The following is a 16,679-nucleotide window of genomic DNA, read 5'->3' as shown; positions in this document are numbered from 1 at the left end:
GATGAAAAATTTAAAATGAATTATATAACACACCGAGTTATTACTGGCTTATTGTTTTCAGTACTTATTTTTACCGGCTTTGGATGCGTAAGTGGTGGGGATGATACCTCTGCTGTTAAAAAGGAAAACGGTTTGTTTTTAATTAGTAACGATTCTTTTAACCAAACTTTTAATGTTGAGGTTAACAAAATAGAGTCTCTTGATACTCAATTATCCAATCCAAAATTTATAGTCATTTCAAACTCACTCATGTTAATACGAGATGGAAATACTGACAATGATATATTTAAATTTTTTAGAGTTTCTGATTTTAAATTTATTGGTTCATTTGGTGATCAGGGAGAAGGTCCTGGCGAAGTAAGCTCGCCAGCATTTGTTAATCAAGGTGCATTTAAAGGAGATAGTACTTTTGAATATCTGGACTGGGGTAGAAGAGTTCTTCAAAGGTTTAAAGTTGATTCAGTTTTATATAGCGAGAGACCTTTACCTGAATATGAGTACTCCCTTCCATCTAATGTCATTATGCTTCAAAGAGCTTTTCTTTTAAATGATAATTATCTGGTTGGTTCAGGTGGTATGAGGGAAGATAAATTGGTTAAAATTGATACAAGGGGAGATTCGATTATCAGTACAACTCCATTTACGCCAGTTCTGAAAGAGGAATTGGGAAATAGGTCAGCCGGGTATATTTATGCAGGGGAAATAGCTCCAAATGAGGACAAAGAAAGAGTCGCCGTAACTACTCAAAGATTTAAAACCTTAGAAATATATGACTACGATTTGAATCTGATTTCAGATACAAGATTTGATGAGAATCCGGTTACAATTCTTGGAGATGAAAACTCAATAGCTACTGGCGAAACACTAATTCACTACTCCAATATCACTATTTCTGATAACTACATTTTCTTGTTGTATTCAGGTAATAATTATGACGATTTAGAAAATGCATTTTATGGTGATACTTCAAATTTAAAGGAGAGTGAAATTCATGTTTTTGATTGGAATGGTGAACCAGTATTTAGAATGGTTACGGATTCCTATTTATCAGCAATATCATTTGATAAACGTAACAACAGAATAGTGGGAGTAGCACCTTATATGGAAGATTATCAGAATTATATTGTTTATTTGGACATACCCTTTTGAAAATTGATCACCCTTTGCGGTTAAACTTTAATGCCTAAGTTATATTCAAATAAATTGTATACAGATCAATCGGATAAATGGACTACATAACACGTAAAATTTTTACCGGCTTATTAGTATCGGTACTTATGATAACCGGTTATGGATGCGGAAGCGGTGGGGATGATATTTCTGCCATCAAAAAGGAAAACGGGGTGATCTATAATCCCTCTGTGGGGCTTTTGCAGGATGAAGAGGCACCGGTGAAGATTGAACTGGTTGAGACCATTGACCTCTCTATGATCGAGGAACCTGTTATAAGCAACATAGGCTATCTGCAAATTGACAACGATGGTAATTTCTATTTCATAGATCGCCGGTTAAGCAAGCTGATCTCTCTTGATCCTGAAGGTAATCTGCGTTGGGCGACAGGAGAAGAGGGTAAAGGCCCCGGTGATTTTGAAAGTCCGTTTGGGATCAGCCTTTACAAAGACAAACTGTATGTAGCTAATATTCAGGGCTCCCGTTTGGACGAATTCGATCTTTCCGGCACCTTTATCAAGACCTACAACTTGCCTGAAGATATGCGCTTTGCCAGCCTGGTGGATATTCGTGAAGATGGCTTGATATTGATGAGCGGTGCAAACTTTGGAACCGTGGGTGCTTTGGTTTACACTATGGAGTTAACTGACAGCCTAAGGGTACAGGATAATATTAACATCATTGAGACAGAAGATGAAGAATACAGCAGGGCAACGATCCGTGGTGGAATAGAAATGCGGGATGAAGATTTTATTTACTCATTCAATACAGGATATCGGCATCAGATCTATGATTATGCTGGGAATCTCAAAACAGAGGTTCACAGAGAGTTTGACGGCATCTTAGGGCCGGGAATATATGCGAACGAAAACAGTGTCAGTCTTTACGGTTTAGGAAACATTAATTCTCCTGTTTTTTTAGACAGCGGACATTACCTGGTACAGGTTGAACACCCGGTCAATATTGATGATTCGCATGCGTATGCTCGCCGGGCATCAACCGGTGAAACGGAATCCCCGATCTATGAGCACTTTATGGATGTTTATAATGCAGACCACGAATTGTTATATACCTTTGAGGACTCAGATCTTGTAGAAGAATTAGGTAGTCTTTCCGTGCGGGATTATGAAGGCTACTACTATTCAGTGTTCAGCAGTGATCTTTTGATCAAGAAGTATAGGCTAAACACGAAAAATGAGGAATCTGAAATGGAGGAGAGTGACCAAATTCCTATTGTTAATTAAAAATCATTCGATCACAATCCGGATCACCGTAACATGGGAAAAAGCATTTAAAAGTAATTTTTGAAAAATGAGGATTTGATGCTGAAATCATTTGTTAAAGCTCTCACTCATATATTTAAAGTAGTTTTAAATCATTAATAATCTAATTACATAACTATGAAAAAATTTCTTCTAATTTTCTTATTACCACTATTTGTTATTTCCTGCAGTTCCTCTGACATCAAGGATAATAGGAATAATCAAAATAATACCAACCAAGTTGAAACACTAGAGGTTGTAGATATTCGGATTTATGAGAATGGGGATCTTAAAATAAATGGGACCTTACTTTCAGACTCATCATTACCAAGCCACATTGATGCTCTTGAAATGGGGCAAGAAACAAAAGTTCGAGTTTCAGCATCAGATATGGTTTATACAGGGTTAATTAATAAAATTTCCCGAGAGTTGGTTCTCAAAGAAGTAGAACAAGTTGAGATCAATATGATGACTCCGGAAGCTTTCAAGCAGTTCGAAAATGATTTAATAATTGATATCATGAGTAACGGAAAAATTATGCTTGACGGAAATTTACTTTATCCTGCAGATCTATCTGTTGCACTTAAAAATAACAGCGAACTTATAAGTGATACTAAAGTGAGGCTTTATGTAAATGATATGGCTTCTATGGGTACGGTAACAGATATTCAGAAAATACTTGTAAGTAATAAGGTAACCCAGATTTCAAATCAAACCGATAGATCCTGAGCGAATAGAATTCATTATGACCCATGTTATGGCTGCACGTATTAATTCTATTTTCTTTATCACCCTACTTGTTTTGTTTTTCGGCTCCTGCTCGCCGGATGAAACCGATCTGGAAAATCCCCGCTCTGTTTCTTTATCTAAAGTAGATTCGGTGGTTTTAAGTAATTCCGAACCTTTATTTGGTAAGTTTGTAGAACAATTTCGGATTAATGATGCGGGAGATATTTGGATATTTGCCGAACGGAATCAAAACAGAATCTTTGCATTTGATAGCTTGGGCCAGTTTATAAATGTAGTGGGTGAAAGAGGTAAAGGCCCAAAAGGAATTATGCATGTCAGCGGGTTTGAAGTTAATAGCGAAAATCAGGTGATCATAAATGATGCAGCTCAAAGAATGCTTAAAATTTTTGATTTGAGCGGGGAACTCATTCAATCAAATACAATATTTTCGGAGGGTGATTTGTGGGCTCATCCCTATGCTATATATAATTTTAAAGACCGACTTTTAATTCCTGTTACGGAAAGCGAATTTATCCGTGAGCCGCATAAATCAAAATTGTTAGCTATAGTGGATTATGAGGGTACGATTGATACTGTCTTTGGAAAACATGATACATTTACGACGGAAGACAATTCCTATAGCGCAGAAAATACAATCCTAATTAGTTCAAATACCATATTTACCAGTTCAGTTGGCTCGCCTTATATACAAGCTTACAATAGTAGTACCTATCAACAAACAGATTATTTTGGAGGAAGTTCAAGTTTTTCCATACCTAGCAAAGAAATCCATGCCAACCTCCCTATCTCCGAAATTAAAAAGAGAGCAGACGGTAGTTCTGTAACGGCGGGCCTTTATGGTGCAGATCATTTTATAGTTTTGCATATACAAATTCTTACTAAGGAGTTTTTTGAAACTACAGACTTCAATATGAAGAAAAATGTTCTGATACTCTATGACAGGGAGACAAAGGATTTCATAAAAGAGATTCCCGTTCCACATACGTTGGCAGCTGTCCACCATAATAAACTCTATTTCATCGAAGATTTTAATGCGGATAATTATACCATAGGTATATATAAGTTTATTAATGAAAAATGACTTTTATACTCGTACCGCTTTGGAACGAGTATGGATTTCTCCATATATACATTAAACATGAATAAATTCTTTTTACTACTTATTCTCTCACTGCTACTTAGTTCTTGCAACAAGAATAATGAAAGTAGAATACATCCTAACTCAGAAAATATTCCTAATCCTGGACTAGAGAATGAACACATAATCAATAAGAAAATTAATGACTTTCCTAATCTTGATTTCTCAAGTGATCAATATAGTTTTACTGAAACTCTTGGTGATGATAGAAATATTGGTTTTATCAAAGATGTCGAGGTTGATAAAAGTGGCCGTATTTTTGTATTGGATGACCGACAGCAAAAAGTATTAGTATATAGTTCTGATGGAGATTTTCTTCAAACAATTGGAAGAAGAGGTCCAGGACCTGGAGAATTATCTTATGCTAAGTCCATTGAACTTTATGAAGATTCTCTTTTATTGATATCAAGTCGTTTTCGAATTGAAGAGTATGATATTTCTAGTGATTCTATTTCATTTAATCGTACTGTAAATTTTGAAAAGAACATTAAAAGTATTTGTACTACTAATGAAGTGTTATACATACACAATTCAGATATTCTAGATAGTGGTCTGATGAGTTCTGAAATGCGTAAAACTAATATGCTGCATGAGTTCACTCTACCTCAATATTCATATCGATTATCTTTTGGAGAATCATATATTTCAGACTCACCAGTTTTTGTTGATAGATTAACTCAAGGTGATATTATTTGTGACCCATATAATAATGTGCTTGTATATATATCAGATAGAGTTAATGTCCTTAAAGGATATTCACTGTCAAATGGTAAGCAGATGTGGAAGTCTTCAATTGCAGATTTGAACTTCCCCAAGATTGAAGAAATTGTAACTGATGGAAGTCCTGGGCTTAAGATAATGCCTCCAGAAAATGACATCTTTGATAATTTTCTAAAACCTGTACTAATTATGGATGGCTTCATTTTAGTTCAAGTAGATCGGCGAGAAATTGTCGACAGAGAATCCCTCGAATCTAAGAGTTCAATCCTAAGCTACCTAATAGATACAAAAACAGGAAAGGGACATTATCATTCAGATGAATTAGGTAGAATGCTATATTTTTCTGAAAATAGTATTATTGAAGTTAATGAATCATTCACTGAATTAGAGTTAAAGTATAAAGAAACTCGATAGCTTGTACTCGTTCCGTATGTCCATCTTTTGGTGGGTTACAAACGTGGTGCTCCGATGGATCAGGTTCAGTGTTTATCTTGTTACCATAGACAGGTTAGGAAGACGGGCTCGGCTGCACGGTTTGCGTTTAGAAGCTTTTATCTTTTGGGAAGGCCGACATTCTAACTATAACCTGATCCTGTCCCGTTAGGGACAACTTGTTTGTAAAAAGATGACAGCCCTCCAAAACCACGTCCCTTAGGGACGTTATGTTGAGTTGATTTGTACTTCCTGATTATTTCGGTAACATACCGCACCTACGGCGCGAGGGCATTCCTGGGTCTGGTGGGTTACAAACACGGTGCTCCGATGGAGCAGGTTTTTGTACTGGTTTCGAAGGTCCACCTTTGGAACGCAGTCCCGGAAGTAAATAAGAATGCTACGCTCGTAAATTGTTTTCTATAAAACCACAAAAGCCAACTTCAGGTAAACATCAGTGGCTCTTATGCCAACCGGGCGGAGGTTTTACGTCTTGGTACTTATTTACCCCACACCTGTCTCTCCGGCAGACAGGCTGAAGGACGGGGCTAATTTCGGTGATCTCACAGGGTATTTTTCCAAAAAATCATAGCGTTCCAATAACCAATCATTCCGTCTGGTCATATCCGATTGTTCATCTGCAAAGGTGAGGACGGGGTGATGGATGGTTGCTTTGGTGAGTCGTAAATTCAGGCAAACGTGGGATGCAAAAGTAACTCCAACACCCGGCTCTTGTTGGTATTAGAATCTGTTCCAAAAATAGACTGAGCCGAATGATGGAGTGTTTTCGGTCCTTCCTCATCTTTCAAACCAGATTCTAGCGAGATATCTTAATTTCACTCCGATGTACCATCTTCAGCTGCTAGTCCTGGAAGTTTGTCTTTGCTGCCAGGCTTCGAAACACCGGGGTTATATTTTTTAGTATTCTACTTTGAGGCCATAAACTAAGTTGTTTGCCCAGTCAATTTCTTTCCATTCACCAAATGGTTGTCTTTTTACCAATGGATTTACATTCATATGAACTGATTTGCTAAAAAGAGGGGCTACATTTTTTGAGTTACTCATTTTAAGCCATTCGAAAACCACATAGAATTGTTTCTCATTTATGAGCAATAGATCGTCCGTAAAATTACACGTTACCCAACCACTCTTTTTATCAGTGGTGTGAATATAACTTAATGGTATTAGATCTTTTCCGGGATTTCCTGAATCATCAATACTCATAAACCTGCATCTTATGCGAAGGCTGTCGTTAAGGTTCTCATTAAGGAACAAACGAGCATTCAAAGGTCTTAATGGAAGCCTATCTTGCCATTCTATTTTAAATGCAAAAGCTGCTCCTATCGTCTTTCCCGGTCCGCTGGCGCCAAATGCTCCCGGCATGATCGGACGAATTTTTTTACCGATCCATTTATTTTTTGGTTTACGGTCTGATACCCTGATCTCCTCGAATTCATAAGTTCGAGGTTTTAGCTTTAGTGTATCAGTTTGTAATGCTTCTAAAACCGATACTTTTATACTATAATATCCAATGGCAGATACCTGTAGCGGATCAAAATCATCACCATTGGGTAAACGGAGTTCATACATGCCGTATTCATCTGTTGAAGTGCCTTTCCCTATACTTATGAATCCAATGTTTGCATAAGCAATGGGTTCGTTTGTCTGGCTATCTACCACCAAGCCTTTTATATAACTATTCGGTTGAGCTAAAGAATAGCCTGATAGCATAAAAAATATTAATACCTGTATTATTGTACCCTTAAAAAACATTCCCTGTAAGTATTATTTATTATTTAATCTCGTCCAGCAGCAGAGCTTAGGGATAAGTATAAAGTATACATCACTCCATCACCCGGCTCGGGTGGGTATTTGAATGTGTTCCAAAAATGACTGAGCCGAATGATGGAGTAGGTTAAAACCCTATCCAAACTTCTTAACCAGCTCCCAGCGCTTAACCTTACCGGTTTCGGTCATGGGAAATTCTTTAACGATCTTCAGTTCCTTGGGGATCTTAAAATCGATGAGGCTGTCTTTGAGCTGTTCCTTGATCTCTTCGATCTGAGGGGTTTTGCCGTTGGTCAGCGTTACCACAGCCGTAACTCGTTCGCCCCATTCCTCGTCCGGTAACCCGATAACAATGGCTTCCTTGATCAGTGGCAGCTTGATCATGGCTTCTTCCACTTCATTGGGGTTTACATTCTCTCCACCGGTGACGATAAGATCTGTGCGTCGGGATTCAATGAAAAGATGACCAAAACCATTCATATGTCCGTAATCACCGGTATTGAACCAACCATCCTCATCAAACTTAACGTCATTTTCCGAGCTATTGTAATATCCGTCAAAGACCTGGGGACCTTTGAGCCATAATAATCCCGATTGATTCTTACCCAATACCTTTCCGTTTTCATCTCTGATCTGCATTTCGTTGGGGGGGAATGGTTTGCCTGCGCTTTTCAGGGGGGTATACATACCGGAAGGGGCCAACAGCGGATTTGCTATGATCTGTGCACAGGTCTCCGTCATTCCATAGCTTGAAACGATCGGTATACCACGTTCAGCGGCTTTTCTCAGTAATTGTTGGGTTACCGGTCCGCCCCCAAGCAGTATGGATTTGAACTCACGATGAGTTTTAAAAAGGGAGTCGTTCATCAAGCGCTTGAGCATGGTTGGAACCAGTGATGCAGCCTGAAAGCGTTTATTATTCTCCAGAAACTCACGAACCATTTCCTCGTCAAATTTAGCAAGCCGGTATATAGCAGAACCATAGATCAGGGATCTCAGAATAATAGATATACCCCCGATATGGTTCAGAGGCAGACAGAGCAGCCAAAAATGGTTGGGATCCGGTTTGAAATTCTCAGCAGAGGCAATGGAAGCATTCAATATCTGTCGCCGTTTAAGTGGAACGATCTTGGGTTCACTGGTGGTGCCTGAGGTAAAAAAGTATCCAAAGATGAGGTCTTCTTCCAGATCGTTCGCTTCAGGAAGATCTATATTGCGGGCGTCAAAATTAAAGGAATCGAGCAGAAAATTATCATCGATCTGTATGACGTTATCAAATCCCAACCGGCTTCGGTTCTCACTGTCACAAAATATAAGGGCGGGTTTAAGTTCGTCAAGATAACGCTCAAGGTCACCATTTTTAGCATTTGGATCGATAGGAATAAAAGGGATACCCAATTTCCAGCAAGCTGCGATACAAAAGACCAGTACGTCAGACGATTCAGCAACAAAGGCTACCGGCCACTTCAGGGAATCCCCATTATCTTCAACAAGATCCTTGAAATAGGCCGAAAAGCGATCCAGATCTGAGTAGGTGTACATTTCGTGTCTTGAAGACAAAAAGGTATCCTGCTTTTCGCTTTTGTTGAATTCAAAATTATGTAGCCTTGATTTGAACATATACCTTTAAAGCTCTTCGAGTCCTTCCATATCAATATTAATACCTAAACCGGGTTCCTCAGGGATCTCAACGATGGGAGAGTTAAGCCAACTATCAGAAGAAAGATCCTTCTTAAGGAACGAACCGGTTGCCAAGCCCTGAGCATATTTAGGATCACCTAAGCCTGCTGAAAGGGTTGCAATAGCTGCACGACCTATCGCACTTTCAAGCGCCGTGGTCAGTACAGCCTCAATAACATGAGTGTCGACTATCTCTTTTGTTACGAAAATATCCTGGTAAGTCCCCATCAGTGTCGGTTTAATGATCACCATATCCACGGCTTTCACAAATGATAGTTCCTTTGCTGACCTTTTGTTCCGAAGAGATTCATCGGCAGCTATGGGAATGGTCACCGCATCAGTAACCCGCTTCAGACCATAGATATCATCCTTCAATACCGGCTGTTCACAATATTCTATGTCAAATTTTTCCAGAGAGTTGAGATGTTTGATCGCTTCATCCGGCAGCCAGGCCTGATTGGCATCCAGACGAATTTTGAGGTCGGGATATGTTTCACGAAGTTGTTTAACGATGCGATATTCCCTTGTTATTTGATAGCCAACTTTGATCTTGAGCGTGTTATATCCGGCTTCAATAAATTCATCAGCCTTTTTAAGGGCGGTTTTAACTTCCTGAATGCCAATGGTGGCATTACACTGAATGTTGGAACCAAACTCTTTAAACAGATATTTGGCCAGTGATCTTTCTTCGCGTTTGGCAGTCAGGTCATGGAGCAGTGTATCGAGTCCGAAGCTGAGGGAGGGGAAGCGGTGGATTCGGTCAAGTACTCTAAGTGCCTCCTTACCATTGTTCTCTTTGATGGAAGAGGTGATATATCCACGGTTCGATCTCAGAACCTCGATAACCTCACTTATTTCCTCTGTTGAAAATCCGGGTAGTGGCGCAATTTCACCAAAGGCCGTATGTCCTGATTCAGGATCTTTATAGGTCAATATCACACCATCCCGATGAAAAAACTTCTTCCCCGAGATCTGTAATGGGGAGGTGAACGGCAGATGATATTTGTAGTATTTAAGCATTAGTTCATGAGTATACCTAACGAAAACAGAAATCCATACAATATCATAAATTTAGCGGTTTTTTCAAGCATCTCGTTCAGATTACTTTTGTCTCTTTCTGACCATATGCGATAGCAATAGTAAATAAGTAAAGGTGCGACCAAAATGGGTAAAAAGATCCACAGATCATATCCCAGTACAAAGTAAAAATGGGGGGGGGTCGTATAGGCAAGAGCAGCCATTAATATATATTCGGTCTTAAGAGCATTTTCACCTAAAAGAACCCCAAGGGTTCTTTTTCCGGATTTTTTGTCCTGTTCCACATCCCGAAGATTATTTACTACCAAAATATTCACACATAAAGCTCCCACCGCTATGGAAGCCCAGAAGGATGCCTCAGACCATTCCAGTGCATTCACATAATAGGTGGTCATAACAGCCACGAAACCAAAGAAGATGAATACGAAAAGATCACCCAGTCCATTATAACCTAAAGGGAAAGGTCCACCTGTATAGAGGACTCCAAAAATGAGGGAAAGGATGCCGATGACCAGAACTATCCAGCCGGCAGCCCATACAAGGTACAGTCCCAGAAGAAATGCCAGAAGCATAGTAATAATGGTGGCCTGCTTCATCTGTTCCGGAGTGATTAGTCCCGAAGCGGTTGCTCTACGAAACCCGATTCGTTCATCGGTATCAGAGCCTTTGATGAAATCAAAGTAGTCATTGGCAAAATTAGTGCCGATCTGAATAAGCAGGGCACAGATGAGCGCCACGGTAGAATTGGTCCAGTTGATAAGTTCAGCATTATAAGCCAGCGACGCACCAACGATGACCGGAACAACCGCAGCGGGAAGTGTTTGAGGGCGAGCTGCTTCGATCCAAAGACTCCAGTTTGATGAATTCAATTGAAAAAGTTTTCAGGTTTAGTTGTGGATAATTTGAGAATAAAAGATACGACTTTTGATGTTGGCTTAAAAAGTGAAGAGATACAGTAATGCAGGCAAATAAATTAGGCTGAAAGCGGTTTAAATTCCCTAAAATATTAATAAAATTAAGTAAATATATTAATTAACCTGTGTAAGTTATTTGTTAATAAAAAATTAATTAAAAAAGTTGAGTAAAAGAGAAATATAGCTTTATATTTGGTCGTCATTTAAACAACCAACCAAATTCTTTAAAGAATCACATGACCAAGGCTATACAACGATACGACAATTTAGCTGCTGCAAGAAACTTTAAACCGGGTGAGTTGAGAAGTACATCCATGGACATTCCGGAGATCTTTGGTAAGAACACGCTTACCTTAGAAAAGCTTGAGGAAAGACTTCCCAAGGCTGCGTGGAGGGATCTTCAAAAGACCATAGATGAGGGGCAAACCCTGAATATAGACGTTGCTGATGCTGTAGCATTAGCCATGAAAGACTGGGCCACTGAAAAGGGAGCCACTCATTACACGCACTGGTTTCAACCATTGACCGGTTCCACTGCTGAAAAACATGACAGTTTCATCACACCTAATCAGGGTGGCGGAGCCATGGCTGTTTTTTCAGGCAAGGAATTGATACAGGGTGAACCGGATGCATCGAGCTTTCCGAGTGGGGGACTTCGCCCAACGTTTGAAGCGCGCGGATATACTGCCTGGGATCCGACCTCTCCTGCTTTCATCATTGAAAATCAAAACGGAACGTATCTGTGTATTCCTACAGCCTTTGCCTCCTGGAAAGGTGAAGCTTTGGATCATAAGACACCTTTATTGCGTTCGAATGATGCTCTTGATAAGGCTGCCAAAGGTGCGCTGGATCTGTTTGGTGTTCAAACTAAAAGAGCATTGGCAACAGTTGGATGCGAGCAGGAGTATTTTCTTATCGATCAGGAGTTTGTATACCGCCGCCCCGATATCTTGACTTCAGGAAGAACGTTGGTGGGCGCCAAGCCACCAAGAGGGCAGGAGCTGGATGATCATTACTTCGGTTCTATCCCCGAGCGCGTATTGTCATTTATGCTGGAAGCTGAAAAGGAATTGTATAAGCTGGGTATTCCGGTTAAAACTCGTCATAATGAAGTGGCTCCTAGCCAGTATGAGCTTGCGCCTATCTTTGAAATGGCAAATGTGGCGGCTGATCATCAGCAGTTAACTATGATGGTGCTTAAAAAAACCGCCAAAAAATACGGCTTGGAATGCCTTCTTCACGAAAAACCATTCGATGGATTGAATGGAAGCGGTAAGCACCTGAACTGGTCATTATCTACCATTGAAGGCGATAACCTGCTTGAGCCTGGTGAAAGTCCCCATGAGAATATGAAATTCCTGTTTTTCTTCACGGCCGTGTTGCTGGGATTGTATCGTCATCAGGACCTGGTGAGAATATCAGTAGCCCATGCCGGAAACGATCATCGACTTGGAGCAAATGAAGCTCCTCCGGCTATTATCTCTTCTTTCATTGGTGAACAGCTTTATGACATCATTGAACAGCTGGTAAATGGTGGTGCCAAGAGTTCAAAGCAAGGTGGATTACTTGGGTTGGGAACACCTGTTCTGCCGCATTTGCCAAAGCACGCCGGTGACCGAAACCGAACTTCTCCATTCGCTTTTACGGGGAACAAATTTGAATTTCGTGCTCTTGGATCTAATCAGTCTCCTTCTTTCCCGATCGTGGTACTGAATACTATTGTGGCAGAAGCGATAGAGGATATGACGGAAGACCTCAAAAAGGCGAGTAAAAAAAGTTCTATTGAAAAAGCCCTTGGGAAAGTACTTTCTGATAATCTGAAGGAATGTGAGGCTGTGATCTTTAATGGTGATGGTTACTCAGATGACTGGCAAGATGAAGCGAAAAATCGTGGATTGCTTAATTTGAAGACTACACCCGATGCTTTACCACACCTCAGCAACAAGAAGAACATCAAACTGTTCAACAAGTACAAGGTTCTGAACGATAAGGAAATTCACTCCCGAAAAGAGATATGGACTGAGCAATATATCACTGCCAGAACCATTGAAGTTGATACGATAGAGTCAATTGCCAAAACCATGATCTATCCGGCAACCGTAAGATATATTGGTGAACTCAGCAAAGCTGCAGAGCAGGCTGATAAGCTAGGTATTAATAATTCCGGGTCTAAATCTATGCTTACTAAAGTGAATGACGGACTCAATAAACTTGGGTCTGCACTTGATACGCTTGCGGATGTTCAATCTAAATTGAAGTATAAAGACACCTCAGAACATGCCGCAAAAGTAGAATCAGAAGTGCTTCCGGTCATGACAGAGATCCGGGATGCCATTGATTTCCTTGAGCGATATGTAGCTGACGACTACTGGCCACTGCCTGTATATCGTGAGATGTTATTCATCAAATAGCCTATATGGTTATTCATTTTTAGTTAAATTAAAGCCCTGTTACCGAAAGGAAACAGGGCTTTTTAATTTTAAAAGAGATAGGGTAAATGGAAATTATAAGCTGGAATGATTATAAAAAGGTAGAACTCAGAAGCGGAACGATCATAGAAGCGGACGACTTTCCTGAAGCAAAGAAACCGGCTTATAAACTCACTATAGATTTTGGGGAATCTATTGGTATAAAACGGTCTTCAGCTCAGATAACTGAAAATTATACTAAAGATGATCTGGTGGGAAAAACGATCCTAGCTGTAGTTAATTTCCCTCCAAAGCAGATCGGACCATTTATGTCTGAATGTCTTGTTACCGGGTTTCCGGACGAGGATGGTCAGGTTGTTTTGGCCGTACCCGACAAACATGTGAGTAATGGTATGAAACTATTTTAAAAGTGCTTAGTTTAATATGTTGAATTAAGTTGGGCACGTATTTAATTTTTTAGAAGACCGTTTTTATATGAAATCAGTTTACTCACTTTTAGTTTTTGCATTACTTGCAGTAAGCGTCTCAGCACAGGAAATATCTTATCCGGAATTTGAAGACAATATGTCTTCATTTGAATTGGTAATAGAAGGTATTTCTGAGGTAAAAGGGGAAGTCAGAATTGCCGTATTTAATTCTGAGGAAGCTTACGGTGATAAAGAAGAGCCATTACACGCCGTAGTACTGGAAGTTAAAGGCGATACGGTTGTCTGGGACGAGGCGAAATTACCATTTGGAGATTATGCCATTGCCGTGTATCACGATAAGAACGTGAATGGGAAACTGGATTCTAATTTTTTGGGAATACCGAAGGAAGCTTATGGTTTTTCGAATAATGCGAGAGGAAAGTTTGGCCCTGCATCATGGAAAGATGCACATTTCAGCATTGAAGAAAAACAGTATTCATTGTCCATCAAAGTTGATTGACAAGTTTTTGGTTTAGATAATCCAAAATAAAAATGGAATTGTATGGAAGGAGATTATACCACACCTGAGTTGAACCAATATGATCAGAATGTAATGAGCCTGGGCGAGTGGGTTCTGACTGTTTTTATTTCATTTCTGCCTTTGATCGGGTTGGTTATGCTAATTGTATGGTCCCTGAGTGATAACATTAATCCGAACAAGCGAAACTGGGCACGTGCTACTTTGATCATCTATTTGATCTTTATGGTCTTGTACTTTTTATTGATGATCTTTGTTTTTGGGAGCTTGATGTCCGGTGTGGAAGAGATGTACCGAATGTGACAAAATAAAGGCGCAAAAATGTAGCGTTTAATTGCTAGCCAAATTTAGTTGTTTAAAACCATTTCCCTCATAATAGATACAGAATAGTTAAAAATTTACTGCAAATATAGATCAAAGCACATCTTTCAGATCGTCGTTATTCATTATAACAGACTTTGCAAAAGAACAAAGTGGCAAAACCTTCAGGTTATTTTCTCTGGCAAATTCAACGCCGTGTTTAACTAATTTTTTACCATAGCCTTTACCGCGACCTGAATCAAAGACTTCGGTGTGATCAATGATGATCTTGTTTTCACCGGCTTTTGAGTACGTCATTTCAGCGATACGCTCACCGTCTTTTTGAATATAGAACTCGCCTTTATTTTCTGTAGAATCATGCTGGATTTCCATAAGCTAAATCCTAAAATTTGTCTGGTTCAATGTTCAAATGAAGCTACATTTTACGATTACAGAATTAGGATGGAGAACGGTCAAATTTATCCCAATCCGGCTTACGCTTTTCGAGGAAGGCATTACGGCCTTCTTCAGCTTCATCGGTCATATAGGTCAATCTCGTAGCCTCACCGGCAAATATCTGCTGACCTACCATGCCGTCATCAATAGCATTTAAGGCAAATTTGGCCATTTTGGTTGCGGTTGGGCTTTTTGTCAATATCTCCTGAGCCCACTCATAAGCCACCTTTTCTAAATCGTCATGAGGTACCACTTTGTTTACCATACCCATATCGAAAGCTTCCTGAGCGGAATAGTTAGCGCCAAGAAAGAAGATCTCACGGGCCCGTTTTTGCCCCACCTGCCGTGCTAATAGGGCTGAACCGAATCCGCCGTCAAAGCTGGCAACGTCAGTGTCAGTCTGTTTAAAAATAGCGTGTTCTTTACTTGCAAGGGTGAGGTCACATACTACATGCAGGCTATGTCCGCCACCTACGGCCCAGCCGGGAACAACGGCTATAACTACTTTTGGCATAAAGCGAATGAGTCGCTGAACTTCTAGAATATTTAACCGGGCAATTCCGTCTTCAGCTTTATATCCTGTTTTTGAACGTACATTCTGGTCGCCGCCCGAACAGAAAGCCCATTTTCCATCTTTTGGTGAAGGCCCTTCGCCACTGATCAGTACAACTCCAATATCATTATCCTCTTTTGCATCGCTCAATGCCTCATACAATTCGAAAACAGTTTTAGGTCGGAAAGCATTTCGGATCTCAGGTCGATTAAAGGCGACCCGGGCCACTCCATTAGATTTCTTGTAAGTAATGTCTTCGTAGTCTTTGACCGTTTTCCAATTCATGATCGATTATGATTTTGTATAAATGTTTTCAGAATTCTATTCAATTTTCCGGGTTGTTCCAAATGGATGCGATGCCCTGCATCTTCAACAATACCTAACTCTGCGCTCGGTAACTCTTTCTCCATCTGATTATTGACGTGAAGAAATTTAGAGTCATTCTTGCCTGCTAGAAGTTTCACAGGTATGCGTATGTCCTTCAGATCTTTCTTAACGCAGGGCATGGTTCCGGTACCAAATCCAAGTAATGAATTTGAAAGCCAGAATGGATTCTGATCCTTTTGGATCTGCATCATGGAAGTCATCAGTTCAGGTTCAATTTTATCAGACCGGAACATGGGCATTTTCTGCCAATCAGTTAGAAAGCCCTCAAAATTACCAACGATGGCATCAGCTCGCCGGGCATCAAGAGCTTGCCGGGCCTGTCGTTCAGTTTCGCCTTCAAGTCCAAAGGTTGCACTTTCCAGTATCAGGCCTTTGAAAAGATCAGGACGGTGCTTGGCCAGTTGAAGAGCAAGACGTCCACCCATGCTGTAGCCATAGAGGAAAAGTGGTACCTGCAGCTGTTCAGAGATCAGTTTACTGAGGTCGGTAACTTGTTCCTTTGTGGAAAAGCGATAATGAAGCTCGGCTCCTTCACTGCGTCCGTGTCCAAGCAGGTCTATGGTAACAGGGTTACAATAAATCTTAAGTTCTTGAATGAGGTGTTCGAAAACTTTCCCGCTACCCATAAATCCGTGCAGTAAGACAAGTGTAGGAAGTTCATGGTTTTCCTGATGGATCTCGAAATAATAAGAAACACCACGGATCTTAATATTCATG

The 16,679-nt window shown here is 40.1% G+C and carries 16 protein-coding genes; 9 read left to right on the top strand and 7 right to left on the bottom strand.

Translation table 11 applies throughout. The features are described 5' to 3' along the window. Positions 1-15: 15 nt before the first annotated feature. The 5 genes from ACKGJO_RS05430 to ACKGJO_RS05410 all read left to right on the top strand — a co-directional run bounded on the left by ACKGJO_RS05430 (position 16) and on the right by ACKGJO_RS05410 (position 5,454). Entirely contained in the window at positions 16-1,149 is a 1,134-nt protein-coding gene (locus tag ACKGJO_RS05430; protein WP_411322388.1) for a BF3164 family lipoprotein, read from the top strand. A 77-nt stretch (positions 1,150-1,226) separates the two neighbouring features. After that, positions 1,227-2,414, top strand: a complete 1,188-nt coding sequence (locus ACKGJO_RS05425) for a 6-bladed beta-propeller (protein WP_411322387.1) — start codon at positions 1,227-1,229, stop codon at positions 2,412-2,414. A gap of 156 nt (positions 2,415-2,570) precedes the next feature. Beyond that, complete coding sequence (locus tag ACKGJO_RS05420) at positions 2,571-3,161, top strand: hypothetical protein (protein WP_411322386.1); 591 nt, start codon at positions 2,571-2,573, stop codon at positions 3,159-3,161. Positions 3,162-3,189: 28 nt separating this feature from the next. Then, positions 3,190-4,263 (top strand): 6-bladed beta-propeller, encoded by a 1,074-nt coding sequence (locus tag ACKGJO_RS05415; RefSeq protein ID WP_411322385.1) that lies wholly within the window; start codon positions 3,190-3,192, stop codon positions 4,261-4,263. Positions 4,264-4,320: 57 nt separating this feature from the next. Next, on the top strand, positions 4,321-5,454 hold the full coding sequence (locus ACKGJO_RS05410) for a 6-bladed beta-propeller (RefSeq protein WP_411322384.1): 1,134 nt from the start codon (positions 4,321-4,323) through the stop codon (positions 5,452-5,454). A 936-nt stretch (positions 5,455-6,390) separates the two neighbouring features. Here ACKGJO_RS05410 and ACKGJO_RS05405 read toward each other — a convergent pair. From ACKGJO_RS05405 to ACKGJO_RS05390, 4 genes are all read right to left on the bottom strand, one after another. Continuing rightward, complete coding sequence (locus ACKGJO_RS05405; protein ID WP_411322383.1) at positions 6,391-7,203, bottom strand: carboxypeptidase-like regulatory domain-containing protein; 813 nt, start codon at positions 7,201-7,203, stop codon at positions 6,391-6,393. A 192-nt stretch (positions 7,204-7,395) separates the two neighbouring features. After that, on the bottom strand, positions 7,396-8,880 hold the full coding sequence (locus tag ACKGJO_RS05400; RefSeq protein WP_411322382.1) for a class I adenylate-forming enzyme family protein: 1,485 nt from the start codon (positions 8,878-8,880) through the stop codon (positions 7,396-7,398). Between the two features lie 6 nt (positions 8,881-8,886). Continuing rightward, positions 8,887-9,960: an o-succinylbenzoate synthase gene (menC, locus tag ACKGJO_RS05395; RefSeq protein ID WP_411322381.1), complete on the bottom strand. Its 1,074-nt coding sequence runs from the start codon at positions 9,958-9,960 to the stop codon at positions 8,887-8,889. Next, on the bottom strand, positions 9,960-10,847 hold the full coding sequence (locus tag ACKGJO_RS05390) for a 1,4-dihydroxy-2-naphthoate polyprenyltransferase (protein ID WP_411322380.1): 888 nt from the start codon (positions 10,845-10,847) through the stop codon (positions 9,960-9,962). Before ACKGJO_RS05390 ends, menC begins: the two co-directional genes overlap by 1 nt. A 281-nt stretch (positions 10,848-11,128) precedes the next feature. On the opposite strand from ACKGJO_RS05390, the gene ACKGJO_RS05385 reads away from it, so the two are divergent. The 4 genes from ACKGJO_RS05385 (at position 11,129) to ACKGJO_RS05370 (ending at position 14,569) form a co-directional block, all read left to right on the top strand. Then, on the top strand, positions 11,129-13,303 hold the full coding sequence (locus ACKGJO_RS05385) for a glutamine synthetase III family protein (RefSeq protein ID WP_411322379.1): 2,175 nt from the start codon (positions 11,129-11,131) through the stop codon (positions 13,301-13,303). Positions 13,304-13,389: 86 nt separating this feature from the next. Continuing rightward, a complete protein-coding gene (locus ACKGJO_RS05380; protein ID WP_411322378.1) occupies positions 13,390-13,728 on the top strand; it encodes a tRNA-binding protein in 339 nt (112 codons plus the stop codon). 67 nt (positions 13,729-13,795) lie between these two features. Next, positions 13,796-14,248, top strand: coding sequence for a DUF2141 domain-containing protein (locus tag ACKGJO_RS05375; protein ID WP_411322377.1), 453 nt, complete (start codon positions 13,796-13,798; stop codon positions 14,246-14,248). A 42-nt stretch (positions 14,249-14,290) separates the two neighbouring features. Continuing rightward, the gene (locus tag ACKGJO_RS05370) at positions 14,291-14,569 is read left to right on the top strand and encodes a hypothetical protein (protein WP_411322376.1); all 279 of its coding nucleotides are present in this window, start codon (positions 14,291-14,293) and stop codon (positions 14,567-14,569) included. Between the two features lie 111 nt (positions 14,570-14,680). Here the strand turns inward: ACKGJO_RS05370 and ACKGJO_RS05365 are convergent, their stop codons facing one another. The 3 genes from ACKGJO_RS05365 to menH all read right to left on the bottom strand — a co-directional run bounded on the left by ACKGJO_RS05365 (position 14,681) and on the right by menH (position 16,678). Further along, a complete protein-coding gene (locus ACKGJO_RS05365) occupies positions 14,681-14,959 on the bottom strand; it encodes a GNAT family N-acetyltransferase (protein WP_411322375.1) in 279 nt (92 codons plus the stop codon). Positions 14,960-15,023: 64 nt separating this feature from the next. After that, positions 15,024-15,863, bottom strand: a complete 840-nt coding sequence (locus tag ACKGJO_RS05360; RefSeq protein WP_411323278.1) for a 1,4-dihydroxy-2-naphthoyl-CoA synthase — start codon at positions 15,861-15,863, stop codon at positions 15,024-15,026. Next, complete coding sequence (gene menH / locus ACKGJO_RS05355; RefSeq protein ID WP_411322374.1) at positions 15,857-16,678, bottom strand: 2-succinyl-6-hydroxy-2,4-cyclohexadiene-1-carboxylate synthase; 822 nt, start codon at positions 16,676-16,678, stop codon at positions 15,857-15,859. Before menH ends, ACKGJO_RS05360 begins: the two co-directional genes overlap by 7 nt. Position 16,679: the final 1 nt, after the last annotated feature.

Origin of the sequence: Gracilimonas qinghaiensis (assembly GCF_046602855.1) — a bacterium.
In the GTDB taxonomy this organism is placed as follows: domain Bacteria; phylum Bacteroidota; class Rhodothermia; order Balneolales; family Balneolaceae; genus Gracilimonas.
This window is presented reverse-complemented; position numbering and strand designations above follow the sequence as displayed.